20 protein-coding genes are annotated in these 22,122 nt (G+C 63.5%); 9 read left to right on the top strand and 11 right to left on the bottom strand.

Features of this window, described 5'->3' with window-relative positions; all coding sequences use genetic code 11:
- Window positions 1–2: 2 nt before the first annotated feature.
- From xdhC to ACTIFE_RS01420, 9 genes are all read right to left on the bottom strand, one after another.
- Window positions 3–998, bottom strand: a complete 996-nt coding sequence (gene xdhC, locus ACTIFE_RS01460; protein WP_439527392.1) for a xanthine dehydrogenase accessory protein XdhC — start codon at window positions 996–998, stop codon at window positions 3–5.
- Entirely contained in the window at window positions 995–3,331 is a 2,337-nt protein-coding gene (xdhB, locus tag ACTIFE_RS01455; RefSeq protein ID WP_439527391.1) for a xanthine dehydrogenase molybdopterin binding subunit, read from the bottom strand. The genes xdhC and xdhB overlap by 4 nt, the downstream gene beginning before the upstream one ends.
- The gene (gene xdhA / locus ACTIFE_RS01450; RefSeq protein ID WP_439527390.1) at window positions 3,315–4,802 is read right to left on the bottom strand and encodes a xanthine dehydrogenase small subunit; all 1,488 of its coding nucleotides are present in this window, start codon (window positions 4,800–4,802) and stop codon (window positions 3,315–3,317) included. The genes xdhB and xdhA overlap by 17 nt, the downstream gene beginning before the upstream one ends.
- Before the next feature lie 3 nt (window positions 4,803–4,805).
- Window positions 4,806–5,156 carry a hydroxyisourate hydrolase gene (uraH, locus tag ACTIFE_RS01445; RefSeq protein ID WP_439527389.1) on the bottom strand — a complete coding sequence of 117 codons (351 nt, stop codon included), beginning with the start codon at window positions 5,154–5,156 and terminating at the stop codon, window positions 4,806–4,808.
- Window positions 5,157–5,296: 140 nt separating this feature from the next.
- Window positions 5,297–6,241: a LysR family transcriptional regulator gene (locus ACTIFE_RS01440; RefSeq protein ID WP_439527388.1), complete on the bottom strand. Its 945-nt coding sequence runs from the start codon at window positions 6,239–6,241 to the stop codon at window positions 5,297–5,299.
- A gap of 5 nt (window positions 6,242–6,246) precedes the next feature.
- Entirely contained in the window at window positions 6,247–7,227 is a 981-nt protein-coding gene (locus ACTIFE_RS01435) for a quinone oxidoreductase family protein (protein WP_439527387.1), read from the bottom strand.
- Window positions 7,228–7,254: 27 nt separating this feature from the next.
- Window positions 7,255–7,986 carry a TerC family protein gene (locus ACTIFE_RS01430; RefSeq protein ID WP_439527386.1) on the bottom strand — a complete coding sequence of 244 codons (732 nt, stop codon included), beginning with the start codon at window positions 7,984–7,986 and terminating at the stop codon, window positions 7,255–7,257.
- Between the two features lie 15 nt (window positions 7,987–8,001).
- A complete protein-coding gene (locus ACTIFE_RS01425; protein WP_439527385.1) occupies window positions 8,002–8,718 on the bottom strand; it encodes a CDP-alcohol phosphatidyltransferase family protein in 717 nt (238 codons plus the stop codon).
- Window positions 8,719–9,029: 311 nt separating this feature from the next.
- Window positions 9,030–9,863 (bottom strand): DUF2182 domain-containing protein, encoded by an 834-nt coding sequence (locus ACTIFE_RS01420; protein ID WP_439527384.1) that lies wholly within the window; start codon window positions 9,861–9,863, stop codon window positions 9,030–9,032.
- A gap of 277 nt (window positions 9,864–10,140) precedes the next feature.
- Between ACTIFE_RS01420 and ACTIFE_RS01415 the strand changes: the two genes are divergently transcribed.
- Entirely contained in the window at window positions 10,141–11,382 is a 1,242-nt protein-coding gene (locus tag ACTIFE_RS01415) for a UbiH/UbiF family hydroxylase (RefSeq protein WP_439527383.1), read from the top strand.
- A 16-nt stretch (window positions 11,383–11,398) separates the two neighbouring features.
- On the opposite strand, the gene ACTIFE_RS01410 is transcribed toward ACTIFE_RS01415, so the two are convergent.
- A complete protein-coding gene (locus ACTIFE_RS01410; RefSeq protein ID WP_439527382.1) occupies window positions 11,399–12,355 on the bottom strand; it encodes an AEC family transporter in 957 nt (318 codons plus the stop codon).
- A 185-nt stretch (window positions 12,356–12,540) separates the two neighbouring features.
- Here ACTIFE_RS01410 and ACTIFE_RS01405 point away from each other — a divergent pair, with 185 nt between their 5' ends.
- From ACTIFE_RS01405 to hspQ, 3 genes are all read left to right on the top strand, one after another.
- Window positions 12,541–13,431 (top strand): lysophospholipid acyltransferase family protein, encoded by an 891-nt coding sequence (locus ACTIFE_RS01405; protein WP_439527381.1) that lies wholly within the window; start codon window positions 12,541–12,543, stop codon window positions 13,429–13,431.
- Between the two features lie 95 nt (window positions 13,432–13,526).
- Window positions 13,527–14,570, top strand: a complete 1,044-nt coding sequence (locus ACTIFE_RS01400) for an HpcH/HpaI aldolase/citrate lyase family protein (RefSeq protein WP_439527380.1) — start codon at window positions 13,527–13,529, stop codon at window positions 14,568–14,570.
- Between the two features lie 104 nt (window positions 14,571–14,674).
- Entirely contained in the window at window positions 14,675–14,998 is a 324-nt protein-coding gene (hspQ, locus tag ACTIFE_RS01395) for a heat shock protein HspQ (protein WP_439527379.1), read from the top strand.
- 109 nt (window positions 14,999–15,107) lie between these two features.
- Here the strand turns inward: hspQ and ACTIFE_RS01390 are convergent, their stop codons facing one another.
- Entirely contained in the window at window positions 15,108–15,725 is a 618-nt protein-coding gene (locus ACTIFE_RS01390; RefSeq protein ID WP_106754237.1) for an invasion associated locus B family protein, read from the bottom strand.
- A 296-nt stretch (window positions 15,726–16,021) separates the two neighbouring features.
- Here ACTIFE_RS01390 and ACTIFE_RS01385 point away from each other — a divergent pair, with 296 nt between their 5' ends.
- From ACTIFE_RS01385 to ACTIFE_RS01365, 5 genes are all read left to right on the top strand, one after another.
- Entirely contained in the window at window positions 16,022–17,914 is a 1,893-nt protein-coding gene (locus tag ACTIFE_RS01385) for an extracellular solute-binding protein (RefSeq protein WP_439527616.1), read from the top strand.
- A 19-nt stretch (window positions 17,915–17,933) separates the two neighbouring features.
- Complete coding sequence (locus ACTIFE_RS01380) at window positions 17,934–19,565, top strand: AMP-binding protein (protein WP_439527378.1); 1,632 nt, start codon at window positions 17,934–17,936, stop codon at window positions 19,563–19,565.
- Window positions 19,566–19,568: 3 nt separating this feature from the next.
- Window positions 19,569–20,738 (top strand): hypothetical protein, encoded by a 1,170-nt coding sequence (locus ACTIFE_RS01375; RefSeq protein WP_439527377.1) that lies wholly within the window; start codon window positions 19,569–19,571, stop codon window positions 20,736–20,738.
- A 124-nt stretch (window positions 20,739–20,862) separates the two neighbouring features.
- The gene (locus ACTIFE_RS01370; protein WP_439527376.1) at window positions 20,863–21,537 is read left to right on the top strand and encodes a DsbA family oxidoreductase; all 675 of its coding nucleotides are present in this window, start codon (window positions 20,863–20,865) and stop codon (window positions 21,535–21,537) included.
- Between the two features lie 242 nt (window positions 21,538–21,779).
- Window positions 21,780–22,122: DUF4372 domain-containing protein (locus tag ACTIFE_RS01365; protein WP_439527375.1), on the top strand; the 343-nt coding region annotated here is incomplete at its 3' end.

Below are 22,122 nucleotides of genomic sequence, written 5' to 3'. Positions count from 1 at the left end.
TGTTATTGTCTGAGCCCAAAGCTGAGCGCAAGGGTTTGATTGGATAAGGTTTCCCCGTTTGCTGCCTCATTTTTGACCAGCAGTTCGACGGCGATTGACGCCGCGATTGCGGCTGGCAGTTTTGACTTCGGTCCTGTTGCCCCGACCGGGCAGACCATGGCCGAAACTGCCGCAGGGGCGAGGCCGCGTTTGCCAAGCCGGCTGACAAATCGTGCCCGCTTGGTCGCGCTGCCGATGACCCCGACATACGCAAACCTGCCAAGCCGCAAGGCCGCTGCCGCAATATCTTCGTCCAGCGCATGCGAATGCGTCATGATTAAAATAAAGGCATCCTGCGGGGCCTTGTCCACCAGTTCTGCCGGCCGGTCATGGGCCATGCAGGTCAACTGCCCCGGCATCGCCACCGGGAACATCTCCGCCCGGCTGTCGATCCAGGTTACCGCAAACGGCAACGGCGCCAAGGCCAGAACCACCGCCCGTCCGACATGCCCGGCCCCGAACAGCCAGACCGGCCGCTCCGATGTGCCGAACCACTCCAGCACACTGCCGTCATCGGCCCGAACAAAGGCGGCAGCAGGAGTGGCGGCGTTCATCGTCAAGACCTCGCGCTGCCCCGTGAGGGGATCGCGCCGGGTCAGAAACCGTCCCCCCATCGCCTCGCGCTCAGCCAGAGCAGCAACTTCTGCCAAGTCTTTGACCGAAAAGGCTTCAATCGCAACCTCGACCCGCCCGCCGCAGCATTGGCCGAGGTCAGGCCCGAGCGAAACCCGCCGCAGGGCAAGGTCGCTCCGTCCATCTGCAATCGCCGCCCGGGCCCAGCGGATCGCCTCGAACTCGAGCGTTCCGCCCCCGATCGTACCCGACAGGCCGCCATCGCCTCGTACGATCATGCGGGCACCCACTTCCCGCGGCGCCGAGCCGGCTACCTCCGCCACCGTGACCAGGGCGCAGGCCCCATCCCGGGCGATGCAGTCGGCAATCCGGCTCCACAGGTTCATACGGCCACTCCCGACTTCATCGCGCGAACCGCCTTCAGGATCGCCTCCGGCGTTGCCGGCGCAGAAAGCGGGGGAACATGGCCGGGACGCAGGGAGGAAATTGCATCCGTTATGGCGCAGAACACGGAATTGGCCAGCATGACCGGCGGTTCGCCGACCGCCTTGGAGCGGTAGATGGTTTCCTCAGGATTGCCGGGACTGTCGAACAATTGCACATCGAAATGGGCCGGAATATCGGATGCAGTCGGGATCTTGTAGGTCGATGGCGCATGGGTGCGCAGCCGGCCTTGCGCGTCCCAGACCAGTTCCTCTGTCGTCAGCCAGCCCATACCTTGCACAAATCCGCCCTCGATCTGGCCGATATCGATGGCCGGATTGAGCGAATGGCCGACATCATGCAGCACGTCGACCCGGTCGACGACCATTTCACCGGTCATGGTGTCGATGGTCACCTCGCTCATCGCCGCACCATAGGCGAAATAGAGGAACGGGCGGCCACTGGCGGTCTCCCGGTCCCAGGTGATCTTCGGGCTGGCGTAAAAGCCGGCATCGGACAGGTGAATGCGGGCCTGGTGAGCGGCCCGGGCAAGCTCTGCCAACGAGATTTCAACATCGCCGGCAATCACCCGGTTGCGGCGGAAGACGACGGCCTCAGGTGGGCAGGTGTAGCGCTCGGCGGCAAAGGCCACCAGACGGTCGCGGATCGTGCGGGCCGCATTGCGCGCGGCCATGGCGTTGAGGTCCGTTCCAGAAGAAGCCGCCGTGGGGCCGGTGTTGGGCACCTTGGCCGTTGTCGTTGCGGTGATCGCGACTTTGTCGAGCGTCACCCCCAGTTCATCGGCCACCACCTGCGCCACCTTCTGGTAGAGCCCCTGCCCCATCTCGGTGCCGCCGTGGTTCAGATGCACCGAGCCGTCGGTATAGAGATGCACCAGCGCACCGGCCTGATTGAGATGTTTCAGCGTGAAGGAAATGCCGAACTTGACTGGCGTCAGGGCCAGGCCCTTTTTGAGCACATGGTTGCGAGCATTGAACGCGCGAACCTCATGGCGACGCTGCCAGTAGCCGGCGCTGTCCTCGAGCTGCTCCACAATCCTGTGCAAGGTCTGCCATTCCTCGACCGGCATGCCGTAGGGCGTCAGGTTGCGGGTGCCGTCGTAGAAGTTGCGCTTGCGCACTTCAAGCGGATCAAGTCCCAGCGTGATGGCTATGGCATCGACCATCCGCTCTGCTGCCAGCATCCCCTGCGGTCCGCCAAAGCCGCGAAACGCCGTATTGGAACAGGTATCCGTGCGCAGCCGCCGCGACCGGATCACCGCATCCGGATAGAAATAACTGCTGTCGGAATGGAACATCGAGCGGTCGACAACGCCGAGCGACAAGTCGGCCGAATAGCCGCAGCGTGCCAGAAGGGTCATGTCCACGGCGCGGATGCGGCCGCTGTCATCATGGCCAACAGCCCAGTCGACCCGGAAATCATGCCGCTTGCCGGTCATGATCATGTCGTCATCGCGGTCGAGGCGGATCTTGCAAGGGCGGCCGGTTACCCTTGCTGCCAAAGCGGCAAGACAGGCCCACTGGTTCGCCTGGCTCTCCTTGCCACCAAAGCCGCCTCCCATGCGGCGGATTTCTGCTGTTACAAGCGCGTCGGGGACGGCCAGCACCTTGGCAACGACATGCTGGACTTCGGTCGGATGCTGCGTCGAAGTATGGACCAGCATGCTGCGGTCTTCGCCCGGCAGGGCCAGTGCGACCTGGCCCTCGAGATAAAAATGTTCCTGTCCGCCGATGTGGAACGATCCGGACAGGCGGCGCTCGGCGCTGGCAAGGGCGGCCTCGGGATCACCACGGCGGAACTGATAGTCCGGCAGCACGGTGACGTCTGCGGCTACGGCATCCTCGACGGTGATGACCGGGGTTTCAGGGGCAACTTCGATCCGGGCAAGCCGGGCCGCCCGCCGGGCGGCATCGCGAGACGTCGCGACGACGGCAAAGAGAACCTGTCCGTGAAACAGGATCTCGTCCGTCGCCAGGACGGGGTCACCGCCAATGGAGGGTGAAAAGTCATTGAGGCCGGGGACGTCCCGAGCGGTCAGGACAGTGACGACCCCTTCGGCCTTGCGGACCGCTTCAAGGTCCATGGCGAGAATGCGTCCACGGGCTGCTTGCCGCGCCCATCCGGGCACCACATGCAGAAGGCCCTGCGGCTCGACCATGTCATCGATATAGGTCGCCGAGCCGGTGACATGTTTTTCGGCGCTGTCATGCGGCAGCGACTTGTGGACATGGACCAAGCCGGACGCCATCTGGCGGGTGTCATGCGGCGCGTTCATTGTCGCCCCCTTCCTGATGGGCCGCGCCCTTCAGGCGAAGCGGTTCCGTCGCACCGCAGGCCTCCATCAGCGCCTTGACGAGCAGGGCCCGCGCCGCCTCGGTGCGGTAGTCCGCGCTGGCCCGCATGTCGGTGATCGGCTTGTAATCCATGGTCAGCGCCCGGATCGCGGCACCCCAGGTCGCCGGATCATCAAGGCTGGCTCCGACCAGGGCTGCTTCCGTCCCGGACGCGCGCTTCGGCGTTGCCGCCATGCCGCCGAAGGCGATGCGGGCCTCATGAACCAGACTGTCAACAATCGTCAGACGAAAGGCCCCCATCACGGCAGAAATATCCTGATCGAAGCGCTTCGAGATCTTGTAGCAGCGATAGAAATGCTCGGCCTCAAGCCGGGGAACGAACAAGCCGGCAACAAACTCTCCCGGCTTGCGGTCCTGCTTGCCATAGTCGAGGAAGAAGTCCTCGAGCGGCAAGACGCGGAGATCTTCGCCCTGCTGCAACTCCACCCTGGCGCCAAGCGCGATCAAAGCCGGCGGCGTGTCACCGATGGGCGAACCATTGGCAACATTGCCGCCGATGGTTCCAGAGGCGCGGACCTGCTTTGAACCGATACGGCGCAGCAACTCGCCGAGGTCCGGCGAGATTCGGGTCAGGGCCGGTTCGGCGGCGCTATAGGTTACGGCAGCGCCAAGAAACACGCCATCGTGTGTCTCCTCGATCCGGGTCATGCCGGAAACACGGCCGAGATGAATGATCTTCGGCAGCATGCGCAAGCCCTTGGTAATCCAAAGCCCGACATCTGTTGCCCCGGCAACCAAGGTCGCGTCCGGGTGCTGGCTGTAGATGACGGCAAGCCCCTCGGCCGTCGCCGGGGCTGCAAAGAAACTCTCCGACGAGCCGAGGAACACATCGCGCGAGTCGGCAAGACGGCGCAGGGCATCGCGGGTCTCACTGGCGCGCCAGGCAAAGGCATCGTCAGCGGCATCAAAACAGGACGCAAGGGCCGCATCGATGATGGGACGATAACCGGTACACCGGCACAGGTTTCCGGCAAGCCAGTCGGTCACCGCCTTGCGGCTCCGTTCCATGCCTTCGGCGTGATACAGCGTGAACAGGCTCATGATGAAGCCCGGAGTACAGAAACCGCATTGCGAGCCGTGCAGGTCGCGCATTGCCTTCTGGACCGGATGCAGCTTGCCATCAGCGCTCAGGTCTTCGACCGTCACCAGTTCGGCGCCATCGAACATGCCCAGGAGCTGGATGCAGGAGTTGACGGGTTGATACACCAGCTTGCCATTCACCAGACGGCCAAGGGCAACGGTGCAGGCGCCACAGTCGCCCTCGCCGCAGCCCTCCTTGGTGCCGGTTGCCCGTTCCCTGAGGCGCAGGTAGTCGAGAACGGTGTCCATCGGGCCGACATCGGTGAGTTCGACAACAGTGCCAGCACGCAGGAAGCGGATCGTGTCGCGCATGGCTCAGCTGCCCCGATAGGTGGAATAGCCATAAGGCGAGAGCAGCAAAGGCACGTGATAGTGGTCACGTGCGGAAGAAATGCCAAAGCGGATCGGAACGATATCGAGGAACAGCGGTTCGGTAAGGGTTGCGCCGCTGGCCTTCAGGTAGTCTCCGGCGAAGAAACGCAGCTCATAGATGCCGGGGCCAAACTCGGCCCCCTCCAGGATCGCGCCATCAACGCGGCCATCCGAGTTGGTCTCGACCCGGCGCAGGCGTGACGGCTTCGGCTCGACGGCCCAAAGCTCGATCACCAGTCCAGCCGCCGGACGGCCCAACGCCGTATCCAGCACGTGCGTCGTCAAACGCCCCATCCTTCATTCTCCCTCTGGCATCGTCCTGCGTTGCGCTTGGTGCGCGCCGTCTGTCGCGGCCGTTTGCCGCAGGGCAACGGTGATCAGGTTGCCGCAAAAGCGACGCAGAACATAGAACCATTTGCGAAGTCTATCGATGCCTAAATGGCATCAATCGTCGGCAAATGATCCTTCAACGTGATCACGGCGTGATCGAAGAACATGCCCGGCGCAAGCGCCAATGCGCGCATGGACGAGGTCACAATGGCAAAGCGATCCTGCTGCAGCGGTGCATCGGCCAACGGCCGGAACACGAGCGTTCCGGCCTCCAGATCCTTCTCCAGTCCGATCCGGGTCTGAAAGGTAATCGCCATGCCCCGCCGGGCCAGAGCCCGCATGAAACTGAGGGAATTGGCTTCGACATAGGTGCGCAGGTTCCCCGGAATACGGGCAAGGGCTGCGTCAAGGCGGGTGCGCAGCGACAGCCCGGGCGCCGGCAGGGCAATCGGATATTTCAGACAGTCAGCCAGTGTCAGGCCGCCGGCATGCGCTGCGGCATGATCGGGCGCCATTACCGCACCAATCGGCAGGTCATGGGCAAAGGCAACCGACAGGGCCGCCGTGCGCGGCGGATCGAAGGTGAAGCCGACATCGGCTTCCGCGCTTTCGACAAGCGCTGCCGCCTGCTGCGCCGACGTCACCGTGATGGCCACGTGGATGCCGGGATAGGCCTTGCGGAAGGATCCGATGATCTCCGGCAGGATGGTCTCGGCGAAACTCTCGACCGTTGCAACAGAGACGGTGCCGCGCCGCAGGCCCTTCAGGGCGTCGAGTTCGGCAATCGTGCCGTCAAAATCGGAATAAGTGCGGCGAACATGAGCGAGCAGAACCTCTCCGGCAGGTGCTAGCCGCAGGCCGCGCCCGACCCGTTCGAACAGCGCCAGATCCAGGGCCTCCTCAAGCCAGAGGATCTGGCGGTTGACCGCCGAGGAGGCAACATTGAGGTCGCGTGCTGCGGCGCGGATCGATCCACGCTCGGCCACGGCCGAGAAATAGCGCATGGCCGGCGCATAGAGGCTGCGGGACCGGTCTCCGCCCTGTGCCATGATGCTCAGCCGGGCAACAGGACGGTGGTGCCGGTGGTGCGCCTGCCTTCCAGGTCGGCGTGGGCTGTTGCTGCATCGGCCAGGGCATATTCCTGGTTGATGCCGATGGACACGACGCCGCCGGCGACCACGTCGAACAGGTCCTGCGCGGTTGCCTCGAGATCAGACCGGGCCGCAATGTAGCTGAACAGGGTCGGCCGGGTGGCGAAGAGCGAACCCTTCTGGGCGAGAAGGCCGAGGTTGAAATCGGCAATCGGCCCGGATGACTGGCCGAAGGACACCCACAGACCCAGAGGCTTCAGACAATCGAGCGACCCGGGATAGGTATCGCGCCCCACCGAATCATAGACGACATCGCAGCCCTTGCCGTCCGTGATCTCCTTGACCCGGGCGGAAAAGTTCTCCCGGTTGTAGTTGATGACATGGGTGTAGCCATGCGCCCGCGCCAGGTCGGCCTTGTCATCGGAGCCGACCGTCCCGATGACGGTTGCCCCAAGATGCGCGGCCCATTGCCCGGCAATCAGCCCGACCCCGCCAGCCGCCGCATGGAACAACAGCGTCGTCTCAGGACCAACGCGGAAGGTGCGCCGCAGGAGATAGCGCGCCGTCATGCCCTTCAGCATCATGCCGGCTGCTGTCCGGTCATCGATCGCATTGGGCAGTTTCACCAGCCGATCGGCCGGCACCAGCCGCTCCTGCGCATAGGCGCCGAGCGGGCCGACATAGGCAACCCGGTCTCCGGGAGCCACATGACTGACACCCTCGCCGACCGCGACAACCACACCTGCCCCCTCATTTCCCGGGATGAACGGCAGCCCATTCGGCGCCGGATAGAGGCCCGAGCGGAAATAGGTGTCGATGAAGTTGAGGCCGATTGCCGTATGGCGGATCAGGGCTTCGCCGGCCATGGGGGCGGCAACGCTCACTTCCTCGTAGGTCAAGACCTCCGGGCCGCCCGTGCGGTGGATACGAATGGCCATGGGCATGAGGTTCTCTCCCTGTTTCAGGCTGTCTCAGTGATGCGGCAGGTTTACCTTCCGGCGGCGGGCCTTGGCCAGCACGTTGATGATCTCGACCATCGCCGAAAACGCCATGGCGAAATAGATATACCCGCGCGGAATGTGGAACCCGAGCCCATCGGCAATCAGCGCAACGCCGATCAGCATCAGAAAAGACAAGGCCAGCATCTTGGTCGTCGGGTGCTGCTCGATGAACCGGGCGATGGTGCCGGAGGCGAGGTACATCACCACCATGGCGATGACGACGGCGGCGACCATTACACCGATCTGCTGCGCCATGCCGATCGCCGTGATGATGGAATCGACCGAGAACACCATGTCGATAACGATGATCTGGGCAATGACAGCGGCAAATGTGGCGGCAACGGGAGCCTTCGCGCCCTCCTCCTCGTGCTCGATACCCTTGTGGATCTCGTGGGTCGCCTTGAACAGCAGGAAGAGACCGCCGGCGATGAGGATCAGATCACGCCAGGAGAAGCCGTGCTCGAACAGGCTGAAGATCGGCGCCGTCAGGCCGACCAGCAAGGTCAGGACGGACAAGAGCGCTATCCGGAAGATCAACGCGAGGCCAAGACCGATCTGACGGGCCTTTTTCGCCTGCTCTGCCGGTAGCCTTGCGACGAGGACTGAAATGAATACGATATTGTCGATGCCGAGAACAACTTCCATCACGGTCAAGGTGAGGAGGCTGGCCCAGATCTGTGGATCTGCCATCCAGTCAAGCATCGACAAGCTCCCTGCTCAGAAATAGCGTTCCAACGCCTGATGCAGGGCAGATACTGTCAGAAGATACAGGCTCGACAAGGCGAAAATGATCGCCTGCGGTTCGCTGAGGCTCATCTCGTTGTAAAGGCCGATGCCGGCGGTGGCCAGCCAGGCGACCGTGACACACAGGGTCAGGGGACGCCAGCGCTTGACGCGAACCGGATGGACAAAGCGGACCGGCAGGAACGTGAACACGCAGCAGGCCAAAACCACCGCAATGGTGAAGCCCTGGCTTGGCGACAGCAGCATCAGCCCGAACACCACCATGTTCCAGCAGGCGGGAAACCCCTTGAAGGCCTTGTCATGTGTCTTCATGCCGTTGTCGGCAAAGTACAGCGCACCTGTGAACACGACGAGGCCACCGCAGATCCAGTTCCACGGCTGACCCAGCATCGGGCTGGCAGACAGGGCAAAGGCCGGCAGGAAGACATAAGTTGCATAGTCGATGACGAAATCGAGCGAGGCACCTGACCAGCGCGGCAATCGCTCGGCGATGTTGAACCGGCGGGCGAGCGGGCCATCGATGCCATCGACGACGAGGGCTAGACCGAGCCAGGCGAACATCTCCTGCCAGTTGCCACGCGCACCCGCGAGCAGCGCGATCAGGGCAATCGGCGCGCCAGAGGCGGTCAGGATATGGATCAAGAACAGCGCCGGTTCGGCCCTGTCCTTGCCAGGAGTAATATCGGTCACGACGGTTCGTCTTCCACTTCGTCCGGTCATATACCATCTGCCACCGAAGGACATGTCCCACGCAGGCAGGCGGCAACGCGGATCGCCGCGCGGCGATTGAGCACCAGTCTCCTCGACCGGCCGCCGATACAATGACGACCGAGCCCCTGCACGCTGCATAATCCGCAGGGTCAGGCAAAGGCAGTGGCCGAAACAAGGCCGCTTCCCGGTGCATTATTTCAATTTCATGACGGGTTGACCAGTCCCCTTGCAGAAAAAGCCGGAATGAAGGGACGGCAACGGAGACGCGGGACTGGGAATGAAGCCGCGGATCAGGCCAGCGCGCCGGTGGCAAGGACCAGAAGCAACCCGCCCCAGGCAATGAAGAAGATTCCGATTACTTTGTAAAGCCAGAGGCTTGGGACATTCTTTTCAACCGCCATGATTGTTCCGAGCACGGCGACCCAGACGACATTCATGATCCCGACGGCAAACATCACCGTCATCATCGCCCAGCAGCAACCAAAACAGGCAAGCCCCTGAACCAGCCCCTCCTGCATGAGGGAGCGCGGCGAACCATCCGGACCGGTGCTTTGCCAGCGCGGCACCCAGCAGCGGGACAGGCACGACAGCTTAGCCGGAGTGAACTGATACAGCCCGGCGGCAATCAGGGTCGTTCCCGCCAGGACCAGGCTCACCGGGGCCATCATGGGCGATAACAGCCCGGCAGCCGACAGAAGCAGTTGCGCGACCGTGGCCAGGATCGCGTAACCGGTCCAGACGCCGAGATATCCCAGCGCCAGAAAACCCGTAGACGCCAGCAGATGTCGTTGCGGCCAACGGCCGGCATGGGCGATGAACACCGGTAGCGCGCTCGGCAGCATCATCGCCAGGGTCATCATCATCCACATGACAAAGACGAGGCCGGTGTCACCGGCCAGGCTGGTGCCATCCGGCATGCCGAAGGTCGCAACTTCACCGGGCAGGCAAAGGACCGCAAGCGCCGCCCGCGCCTCGGCCGGCAGGCCGGCAAAGAGATTGAACCTGTTGAGAAGTCCCATCCCCGGTCCGGCCTCGGTCATGTCCATCACCGGGACCATGGCCACTACCATTGCCATCAGATACGCCCAGCCGATGACGGCAAGCAGACCGACAAGCCCGGTCACAACAAACCGTTCCCGCCGCCTGTCCCGACTTTCGGTTCGCGGGCGTAAAGGTGTTGCGGGATAAGGCTCGTCGGACATCCGGGTTCCAGTTTCTAGCCGGGCATTGCGGAGCTGGACGCCGACCGGACGCCGACAGCGCGCGCATTCAACACCCAGCTACCTTACCCCGAGATGCGGCGCTTTGCGTCAGGTCAATCTGCCCCAGGGGGCAACACTTGCAAATCCCGCCGAAAGCGCCATTCTCCCGCGCAACTGGCGCCAGCAAGGGATTGAAACCATGAGCACCAAGGCCTCCCACGCCCCGGTCCCGCCGACCCGGCAGACAAACGACGTCATCGTGATCGGCGCGGGCCCGTCAGGGCTGACAACGGCGATCCTGCTCGCCCGGCGCGGGCTGCAGACGGTCCTGGTTGCCCCTGCCGTCAACAGGGAAGATGGCCGCACGACGGCGCTGCTGCAGGCCTCGGTCAATTTGCTCGACGAACTCAGCCTCTGGCAGGAGATCGCTCCGCGTGCTGCCGCCCTTGCCCATATGCGGTTGATCGACGACACAGGCCGCCTGATCCGGGCGCCAGAGATCACCTTCGACGCCAGCGAACTACAGCTCGAGGCCTTCGGCTACAACGTCCTGAACCGGGAACTGAACGCCATCCTGGAGGATGCAGCAGACCGGGAACCCGGGCTGAGCTTTGTCAAGGCCAAGGTCGAGCGGGTCATGCCTGCCGAGGATCAGGTGACTGTCCAGCTCGATGACGGAACGACGCTTGCGGCTGCACTTGTCGTTGGTGCTGACGGGCGCAATTCGATGGTGCGTGCGGCGGCCGGCATTGACGTGCGGACCTGGACCTATCCGCAGCAGGCGCTGGTGCTCAATCTGGAGCATGACCGGCCGCATCAGTCGATTTCAACCGAGTTCCACACGCCGACCGGCCCTTTCACGCTGGTGCCCCTGCCCGGCCGGATGTCTTCGCTTGTCTGTGTGGTGACCCCGGAAACGGCACAGCATCTGAAATCTTACACCGATGAGGCGCTGGCACTGGACCTTGAACGGCGGGCGCATTCGATCCTGGGCAAGTTCCGCATCGCCAGCGCGCGTCAGGTCTATCCGCTGTCCGGGCTCATCGCCCGCTCTGTCGCGGCAAGGCGCTGCGCCCTGGTCGGCGAGGCGGCGCATGTCTTCCCCCCGATTGGTGCACAGGGGCTCAATCTCGGCTTACGCGATGTCGCCGATCTCGGCGGGGTCTTGCGCGAGGCAAAGGAACGCGGCGACGACATCGGCAGCGATCTGACCCTTGGCCGCTACGAATCCGCCCGCCGCGTTGACATTTCCACGCGGACGACGGCGGTCGACCTGCTCAACCGGTCGCTTTTGACCGATCTGCTGCCGGTGCAGGCCGCACGCAGTTTCGGGCTCTATGCGGCGGGACGCGTCGGGCCGTTGCGCCGCATGTTGATGCGCGAAGGCATCACGCCGGTTGCCGGTCGCCCGCGCCTCTTCTCCCAGCTCGGACGGCGGTAAGCGTCAAACGTCCTGATCAGACGGCTGGCGTCAGCCAGCCGTTGGTAATGGCATAGATGAAGCCGGTCACGGTGATCACCGAGACCATGGTGCCGATCATGACAAGGCTCGAGGCCCGGTTCATGTAAACCTGATACTGCTGCGCGATGACGAACACATTCGTCGCTGGCGGCAGGCAAGCCATCAGCACGGCCGTAGCGATCCAGACCGGGTCAAAGCCGCCAATCCAGTTCAACAGCAGAAACACAAGCACAGGATGCAGCACCAGCTTGACGGCGAGCAGGGCCGGCAGTTCGAGCGGGATGCGTCCGATCGGCCGCTGGGCGACGGTCACCCCCATGGCGAACAGGGCGCAGGGCGCCGCCGCGCCGGAGAGGAACTTCAGCATGGTGTCCAGCCCCTGCGGCGGCTTGAAGCCGATGAAGGCCGCTCCGACACCGGCGATGGTCGCCAAGATGAAGGGATGGGTGAAGACGCGGACCACGACCTTCCACAAGGTCCGGGTGATCGGTTCCTTGTCGGTGCCCGACATGGCCATCATCAGCGGCGCAAGGATGAACATCAGCGTGTTGTCGAAACATAGCACGAAGGCGGTCGGTACCGTCGCCGCAGGGCCCAGCACCGCCATGGTCAGCCCCGGCCCCATGTAGCCGATGTTCGAATAGGACCCGCCAATCGCCATGATGGTGGATTCGGCAATGTTGCCCCGGGTTGCCAGCACGCCAATACAAAAGGCGATGGCAAAGACCGTATAGGTGGCGAAGGTGGTAGCGGTCACATAGCTCAGATCCGTCAGTTGTTCGACCGGCGTTTCGGACAGGAGCCGGAAGAACAACGCCGGCAAGGCGACATAGATGATGAAGAAATTCATCCAGGCCATACCAGAGGGTGGGATGTCCTTGAACTTGCCTGCGGCAAAGCCAAGGAAGATCAGGCCGAAAAACGGAAAGGCGAGTGAAATGACGTCTTGCATGACTGTTCCGGACTGCTCTGCCGGGATCGCAACCCGCTTGCATGGCGTTCAGGGCGTTGCTATCAGGCCTAGCCTGTTCCAACCGGGCGGTCAATGAAGCCTCGGTCGCATGATCTCACCGCGCCAGACAGGGCGAGCAACATGACGCTGGACCTTGCGCCCTGAAAGCACGGATCACGCCTGCCATGCAGACATCCCTCTCCCGGCTGACAGCAACCACGGTTCGCCGGATCGAGTGGCTGGCGTTGATGTGCGTCGTCGGGCTGTTCCGCCTCGTTCCCGTCGATGTCGCCTCAGCCGTAATGGGGTGGCTGTGGCGCCGGATCGCGCCCCTCAATGCCCGGCACAAACGCGCTCTGCGGCACTTGGGCGCGGCGATGCCGGAGCTGAGCCCGGCGGACAGGGCACGGATCGTAGACGGCATGTGGGACAACCTGGGCCGGGTCGCGGCTGAAACCTTCCACATCGACCGGCTGCTGCACCAGCACCAGAGATTCGAGATCGATATCGACGACCTCACCCGGGACGTGTTCGCGCGCAACGGCGGCTGCGTGTTCGTCTCGCTGCACAGCGGCAACTGGGAACTTTGCGTCGCCCCCGCTGTCTGGCAGGGTGTCCCGATCACCGGCGTCTATCAGGCGCTGAAAAACCCTCATTCCGACGATGTGCTCCGGCGCCTGCGCGTCGAGCTTTATCCGGGTGGGCTGTTCTCCAAGGGCCATCAGACGGCACGGCGGCTCGTTGCCATCCTGCGCCAGGGCGGCGCGGTGGCGATCATGTCGGACCTGCGCGAACGGCGCGGACTGGTCGTCCCGTTTTTTGGCCAGCAGGCCTATGCAACGCCGGTTCCGGTGAGCCTTGCGCGCGCCTGCAATGTGCCGATCATCATGGGCCGCACCGTCCGCCTCGACGGCGTCCGGTTCCGGATCGAGGGACGTGGCCTGATCCTGCCGCGCACCGACGACAAGGACGCCGACATCCAGGCAGGAACTGAAGCCATTCATGCCCAGTTCGAGGCCTGGATCCGCGAGTGCCCCGAGCAGTGGATGTGGATCCATCGCAAATGGTCCGCGTGACGCGCGGGCGACACCTGCGTCTTTCGGTCAATGGTTGCGGCGCAACAAACAGGCTATAGCGGCAGGGACCCCAATTCCAGACGGAGGGATCCGACATGAAGACCCCGCGTGCCTTCTACGCCCCGCTTGCCATCGGCGCCCCTGCCCCGTTTCGCGACCTGCCTGTGCGCCTTGAACGGATGATCCATTTCGTGCCGCCGCATATCGAAAAGATGCGAGCCAAGGTGCCGGATCTCATTTCTCAGGTGGATGTGGTTCTCGGCAATCTCGAGGACGCCATCCCGGCCGATGCCAAGGTCGCCGCCCGCCATGGCTTCATCGAGATGGCAAGGGCCAATGACTTCGGCAAGACGGGTCTGTGGACCCGGGTCAACTGCCTCAACAGCCCCTGGTTTCTCGATGACCTCCTGGAGATCGTGCCGGCTGTTGGCGACAAGCTGGACGTGGTGATGCTGCCCAAGGTCGAAGGCCCCTGGGACATCCACTACCTTGACCAGTTGCTGGCCCAGCTCGAGGCAAAGGCAGGCCTGTCCCGGCCGATCCTGATCCACGCCATTCTTGAAACCGCCGAGGGCGTCAAGAATGTCGAGGCCATTGCCACCGCTTCCCCGCGCATGCACGGCATGAGCCTCGGTCCGGCCGATCTTGCCGCCTCGCGCGGCATGAAGACAACCCGGGTTGGCGGCGGCCATCCGGACTATGCCGTGCTGGCCGACGCCGGCAATGATGGCGCGCCGCGCACCGCCTATCAGCAGGACCTGTGGCATTATACCGTCGCCAAGATGGTCGATGCCTGTCTGTCTGCCGGTCTGAAGCCGTTCTATGGGCCGTTCGGTGACTTCTCCGATCCGGCGGCGTGTGAAGCGCAGTTCCGCAATGCGTTCCTGATGGGGTGCCTCGGGGCCTGGTCCCTGCATCCGACACAGATCGAGATCGCCAAGCGGGTGTTCTCGCCTGATCCTGCCGAAGTGGCCTTTGCCCGAAAGATCCTCGACGCCATGCCGGATGGCTCCGGTGCGGTGATGATCGATGGCAAGATGCAGGACGACGCGACCTGGAAACAGGCGAAGGTGATTGTCGACCTGGCGCGGGTTGTCGCATCGCGCGACCCTGGCCTTGCCGAGGTTTACGGTCTTTAGACAGTTGAGTAGTATCGTGTAAAACGTCGTAAGGTACCGGACATCAGCTGCAACCCTCGAACGGGAGCTGCGACGGTGCCGCGACCCTGTGCACGGTGACTGTCATGCGTACTGCAAAATTCAAGATCGGGCAGGTCGTTCGCCACCGGGTTTACCCCTTTCGCGGGGTGATTTTTGATGTCGATCCGACCTTTTCCAACACCGAGGAATGGTGGAACGCCATTCCCGAAGACGTCCGCCCCTCGCGCGACCAGCCCTATTACCACCTGCTGGCCGAGAACGCGGAGACGGAATATGTCGCCTATGTCTCGGAACAGAACCTTGTTCCCGACATGACCGGCGAGCCGCTGCGCCACCCGCAGCTGGACGAGATTTTCGCGGAAAACTCGGACGGGTCCTATATCCCCCGGTCGATAGGGATGCACTGAGGGCTCGGCTCCGTTCGCCCCGTGGCTTGGCTGCACGACAATGCAAACGAAAACGCCGCATCCGGAGATGCGGCGTCTGCTGTTCTAAACGTTCCGGATCCGGGCGATATCAGTTGCCAGTGGCGGACTGCTGCTTCTCGATCAGCTTCTGACGGGCTTCGTCAGCGCGGCGCTGCAGTTCGTTCTGCAGCTGCTCCTGCTTCTTCTCGATCTCGGCAACATCCATCGGTGCGCCGTCATAGACCTTGGTGAAGCCGGCGAGCGTCAGTTCCAGCGGAACCGGCTTTGCCTGCTGGTTCAGCGTGGTCAGGACCAGCTTGGTGCCCTTCTTCAGCTGACCGACGAACGCATCATCGATCACCAGTTCGGAATAGCAGGCGTTCGGGAAGCAGATGCCGTATTTGGCTTCCGTCTGCTTGCCGGCATCGACCTGGACGCGCAGGCCCGGCTGGATCAGCATACCGGTCGGCACGGCGATCAACAGGGTCTTGCGGGCTTCTCCGGCGATTTCACGCACGGCGACGGACGACAGGAACTGGCCGGTGGCGGTCCGCAGTTCCTGGGTGATGAGGCAGATTTCCTTGTTCACGTTCGGGTCGGTGTTGCAGACCTTGACCCACGGGGACTCCTGCTCGGCCGTCTGGGCGTTCACGCCGGCCACAGACCCAAGCACGGCAAGCGCCGCGACCGCACAGCCCGCCATACCCTTCTTAAAAAAGCTCGTCATCAGAAACCATCCTCGATTGTGCGTTCGCTGTCCCAAGGGCCATTCTCGAACTCGTTGTCCGCGCAGCTGAATGCCGCAGCCCGGTCGTGACGGACGTTCAAGCCAAGCCCTTCTTAAGATCACCCGATGGCCGATGAATACGGCAACAGGGTGACCCGAAATGCGCGGGCCCATGTTTAACCACATCGCATGCGAATTTCCAGCACTGGAAAGTGCCAAAACAGCAGCAGCGCATGGGGCCTGTGTTAACATCCACGCTTGAGAATCAAGGAGGCTCCAGCGGGTCCATGACTGATATGCTGCGAAATGCCCAGGCGTTACGCCGTTCCGTGACACGCCGCCAACTGCTTGCGACAGCCCTGCCGCCGCTCTTGCTGTTACCTTTTGGCGCGACTTTGTTCTGCAACGCCTCACTGGCCGATGTGCGTGATCCGCAGGTTCCGGCCGTGCATGCCATCTCCATGCACGGTGAACCGGCCTTGCCGAGCGGGTTCAGCCATTTCACCTATGCCAATCCGGACGCGCCCAAGGGCGGCATCCTGACGCTCGGTGTCCAGGGTACCTTCGACAGCCTCAATTCCTTCATCGTGCAAGGCGGCTTTACCAGCGCCCGCGGCATGAAGGAGCGCCAGTTCGGTGAGAACATCACCGAAAGCCTGATGATGCGCAACAATGGCGAGGCTTTCACGCTTTACGGGCACCTGGCCGAATTCGTGCGCATGCCGGACAGCCGTGAATGGATCGAATTCACGCTGAACCCGAAGGCCAAGTTCTCCGACGGCTCTCCTTTCACCGTTGATGACGTCATCTTCTCGCTGCAGATCATGCGCGACAAGGGCCGCCCGCCGTTCCGCAACTGGTATGCCCAGATCACGAATTTCGAAGTGATGGGCGAGCGGACGGTGCGAATTTCCTTCAAGGATGGAACGAACCGCGAGCTGCCGCTGCTCATTGCGCTGGCGCCGATGTTCTCGAAGGCAGCAACAGACGCGGAAAATTTTGACAAGTCGACCCTGAAGCCGCCGCTCGGCACCGGTCCATATGTCTTTGCGGAAATCGTCCCGGGACGCCGCGTGGTCTACCGGCGCAATCCGGACTACTGGGCCAAGGATTTGCCGCAGAAGCGCGGCTTTGACAATTTCGACGAGATTCGCGTTGAGTATTTCCGTGACGAGACATCCCTTGAGGAATCCTTCCGCAAGGGCCTGATCGACGTGTTGCCCTTCTCCAATCCGACGCGCTGGGTCAACGGCTTCGATTTCCCGGCGGCCAAGGACGGCAAGGTGGTCCGCACCGAAATCGTCAAGGGGACGCCGGCGAACATGCAAGGGATGGCCTTCAACACGCGACGGCCGTTGTTCGCCGATCGCCGCGTCCGCCAGGCCCTGTCGATGCTGTTCGATTTCGAGTGGGTCAACCGCAACCTCTACTCAGATCTTTACAAACGCACCGCCGGATACTGGGACAATTCCGAGCTGTCCTCCATCGGCCGTCCGGCTGATGCGCGCGAGCGGGAGTTGCTTGCATCTTTCCCGGGCGTTGTCCTCCCAGAGGTCCTGGAGGGCACCTGGAAGCCGGCCGCAACGGACGGCTCCGGACGGGACCGCACTGTCCTGAAGGCGGCGCTGGATCTGTTGCAGGAGGCCGGATACAGCCTCAAGGACCGGGTCCTGGTCGATCCGGCCGGCCAGCCGGCGACATTCGAGATCATGACCAAGAACGAGGATGAGGAGAAGCTCGCCCTCGCCTATTCGCGCGGTCTCGATCTCATCGGCATCAAGGCCAGCGTGCGCACGGTCGACCCGTCGCAGTTCGAGGAACGGCGGATCAAGTTCGACTTCGACATGGTGTTCTACACCTGGGCGGCCTCGCTTTCGCCGGGCGGCGAGCAGGTTGGCCGATGGTCGCAGAAGGCCGCCGATACACCGGGGTCGCTCAACATCACCGGGGCGAAGGAACCGGCAATTGACGCGCTGATCGACGCCATGGTCGCCGCGCGCAGCCGCGAGGATTTCGTTTCTGCCGTGCGCGCCCTCGACCGGGTGCTGGTGTCGGGTGCCTATGCCGTGCCGCTGTTCCATCCGCCGGCCGAATGGCTCGGCCAGTGGACCCGCATCGCCGCGCCCGCCACGTTCCCGCTTTATGGCTACGAGTTCCCGACCTGGTGGTCGGTAAAGCCCGGCAATTGATCCAGAGGATCGCCCGATCATGATCACGACGCCAGCCGAAACCATCGAGAGCCACAGGCTGAACCAGGTCTGGGGACGGGTCACCCTGGACGGCCTGTTCCGCAAGGCGGCCGAGTCCTATCCGGATCGCCTGGCGCTGGTGGATGCGCCGGACAGGGCCGAGTGGACCGGCGGCGCGCCGCGCAGCCTGACCTATGCAGAGGCCGAGGCCGAAGTTGATCGACTGGCCGGTTTCTTTGCCGCTGTCGGCCTTGCGACCGATCATGTGATCGGCCTGCACGCCCCCAACACCGTCGATGCGGTCATCGCCTTCATGGCCTCCCTGCGGGCCGGATTGATCGCCTGTCCGCTGCCCCTGCACTGGCGGCAGAAGGATGTGCTGGACGCCATGAACCGGCTCGGTGCCAAGGGACTGGTGGCCGCCGACCGGCTTGAAACCCGGGACACCGGCTTTGCCGCGCGCGACGTGGCGGCTGAACTGTTCAGCCTGCGCTTCGTCTTTGGCCTCGGCAAGGATGTGCCGGACGGGCTGATCGACCTTGGCCCGATGCTCGCCGAAATGGGCGATGGCCTGACGGCGCCCGAACTCAACAGGTCCGAGGCGGCCGAGCATACCGCAACGATCACCTGGTCCCGCAACGGCCTTGCTGCCACCCCTGTGACCCGCAGCCACAACCAGTGGATTGCCGCCGGCTTCATGCCCTATCTCGAAACCCGTCTTGAGGATGGCGCGCAGATCATCGTGCCCTATGCCCTCAGTGGCCTGACGGGCCTTGGGGCCGGCCTGGTGCCCTGGCTGTTGTCGAATGGCACGCTGCATCTGCACCATCCAACGGCGCTGGCCCGCCTGTCCGCCCATGCGGACGAGGTAAAGGCAGACTACGTCCTGTTGCCCGGGCCACTCGCCGAGGCCATGGATGCGCGGCTCGCCCGCAAAAGCACGACGCTGGTGGCCTGCTGGAGCATTTCGGCGCCTCAGGCGGCGACCTTCGTGCCGCGTCACACGCTCGTCGACCTGCATGTGGCCGATGAATACGCCATGGTCGCCCGGCTGCGGGGCAAGTCGGCCCGGATCCTGCCGGTCGCGACCGGCAAGATTTCCGCCCCCTCAGGCAACGACAGCGGGCCGCATCTGCTGGAGATCAAGGTCGATGATCCGGAGGATGGCAGGCCTGCGCGGCTTCTTGTCCGAGGCCCGATGGTTCCAGACCGGGGATGGAAATCCGGCGGAGGAGCCGACGAGGGACCTGCAACCGACAAGGCCGGATTTCTTCGCACAGGCATTTCGCTTCGGTTGACCGACGGCGGGCTGGCTGGTTTCGGCATCCCGGGTGAACATGCCCCCGGCGTCGGCGATCTCACGGGCATCGACCAGATCTTTGCCTCCTATCCCGAAGTCAGCGATGCGGCTGCCTTCCTGGTCGAGGACCCGATCCTCGGCGCACGCCTCTATGCTGCCCTGGTCGCCAAGCCCGGCACCGCACCGGACGGGAAGGCCTTCTTCGCCTTTCTCGACACCGAACGGGTCGACCTTGCCAAGATCCCGACCCGCGTGCTGATGCTGTCGTCCCTGCCGCGCAATGACGATGGCAGTGTTGATCGGGCCCGTCTTGCCATGCGCGTCCAGCGGCTCGCCCAGCAGGTGGCCTGAGCGATGAACGGACCGGACCGGGAGGGCGACAGCGCCCTGGTGTGGCAGGGGCCGATCTGGCGTCTCGGTGGACCGAAGGGGGCATCCGTTCCCGGTTGGCCCGACGATGTTGATCTCGGTAGTTCGACTGCAAATGCCAACCGGTTGCCGGCGGCCGTCCTTCTGTATCTGGACGATCCGTCCACCCGCTTCAGCCTCGCCATGGCGCTTGCCGATATCGGGCGCCTGAAGGCCGAGGTTCCTGTCATCGCCCTCACCCGGTCCGACACGGTCCTTCCTGATCCCTTGCCCCGCAGCCATGCCCTGATTAATGCCGGGATTCCCGCTGATGCGCTGTTCCGGATGATCTGCGCGCTGCAACGGGCGATCCTGCGCAATGAGGAAGCCCGGCTGCGGCGACTTGTGTTTGGCCGTGTGCCTCATTTTGGGGCCGCGCCGCATCACACAGGGGGCTCGGGTCTTCTGGTGATTGGGCTCGGGCAACGCTTTCTTGATCTCTTCGACGCCAGGGCGCGCAACGTGACGCTTGTCGGTGCCCTGACGGCGGACATGGGCGAGACGTATCTCGGACAACGCGCTTTTGACGCTGTCATCCTCGACACTCCGGCAGAGGAGGCGGTCGATACGATCGAACGCCTCAGGCGGGATGCGCGCTTTGCTCGTGTTCCGGTTCTGGTCATGTCGACAGGCCAACGTGACCTTGAACCGCTGTTCCGGGCCGGCGCGAATGATGTGCTGTCAGGCGACCTGGGCAAACGGCAGCTCGCCGCACGCCTCGCCGCCGCGATCCGCCTTGGCCGCCGCCGCAGGCTGGCCGATCGCGTTCTTGCCGAAAGCCGGGTGTGGCTGCTGCAGGAAGCCGGGCGCGGTGGCTTGCCGATCGAAAAATATGGCCGCTATCTGGCCGGATGCCGGGCGCTGTGCGATCCGCGCGGCTTGGGGCTCAGCGAACTGCATCTGATGCCGAAGGTCGAGACGGCCTTGCTGCCCGTTGCATCCTTGTCCGGCGACATGACCGGGGCCGTCCTGTCGATTGCCGATGCGACAAGCCGCGAGGAAGACCTGGTCTGCGCCGTGCGCGGACTTGGGCCAGTCGCCGTTCTGAAAGGCGACCAGGGCGGGTCCCTGCTGCAGCAGCGGATTTCAGCCATTCTGGGGCAGACCGCCCTTTGACCGTTGCCCGACACGCCGGTCTTGCGCCTGCACCTCTCGGTAACTAGTCTTCGGCAAAATCATCCGTATGTCCGTTTTGATGGACCCCGTTCACCGCCAAGCCTGCTTTCACGAGGAGCCCTGCATGTCCGAACTCAAGCCCCTCGTGGTTGATGTCATCTCCGATGTGATGTGTCCGTGGTGCTATATCGGCAAGAAGCGGCTCGAGAAGGCGATCAAGTCGGTTCCCGGGATTGCCGTCGATGTGCGCTGGCATCCCTATCAGCTTGACCCGACCCTGCCGCCAGAGGGCAAAGACCGGGCGACCTATCTGAACGAGAAGTTCGGCGGCGCCGAGCGGGCCGAGGTGGCCTATGAACGCGTCAGGCAAGCCGGTCGCGAAGAAGGCATTCCCTTTGCCTTTGAAAAGATCGAAGTCTCGCCGAATACGCTGGATGCGCATCGCCTGATCCTCTGGTCCCGCTCCGATGACCTGCAGGATGACGTTGTCGAGCTGCTGTTCAAGGCCTACTTCGTCGAAGGGCGCAATCTGGCCAAGGCCGAAACCCTGGTCGAAATTTCCGCCAAGGCCGGCATGCAGTCGGATCTCGTCGAGCAATTGCTCGAGACAGATTCGGACCTTGCCAAGCTGAAGCGACAGATCGACCAGGCCAGTGAAATGGGCGTGACCGGCGTGCCGTTCTTCATCATTGACGGCCGCTTCGCGCTCGCCGGTGCCGAAGACCCGGCCACCATCGCCGCCGCGCTGCAGCATGCGGAGGCCACCCGGACCGAAGAGGATGCAGTCGCGGACGCCTGAAGTATCGGAGCGGGCTGATCTCGGGGACAGGACCACAGGCACATCGCTGAATGGAGCGACGCAACAACACGCTTTGGCGTTTCTCATAGCGCCAAAGTACCACGCAACCCAACCCTTCTGCGGTCATCCCCGCCTTGTGCCACTGCTGTCCGGTTTAAGTTTCTGGACAAGGTGCATGACATTGATTCTACTTGTGTTCAGGCGTTTAGCGGCGGTCTGGACACGAGCAGGAAGTCAATGTCATGCGGCATGAGAATAGCGTGTTTCATCAGGTTCAGAAGCATGTCCCCTGGTCCGTGTTCGAACGGCTTGTGGATGAACGGCGGGCCGATCACCGGGTGCGGCGGCTGCCGTCCCGGAGCCAGTTCCTGGCGCTTCTGTTTGCCCAGCTTGCGGGGGCCGAGAGCCTGCGCGAGATCGAGGCGGCGATGGCCAGCCACAAGGCCCGGCTCTATCACGCGGGCGCCAAGGTGCCCGCCCGCTCGACCCTGGCCGATGCCAACGCCAAGCGCCCGTGGGAGCTGTTTGCCGATCTCTTTGCCCACATGGCGGCCGCCGCCAGCCGCCGCACCCGGCGCCACATCG

It is taken from the genome of Pannonibacter sp., from assembly GCF_051860505.1.
Classification (GTDB): domain Bacteria; phylum Pseudomonadota; class Alphaproteobacteria; order Rhizobiales; family Stappiaceae; genus Pannonibacter.
Note: the sequence above shows the minus strand (reverse complement) of the source record. Positions and strands in the feature narration are given on the sequence as shown.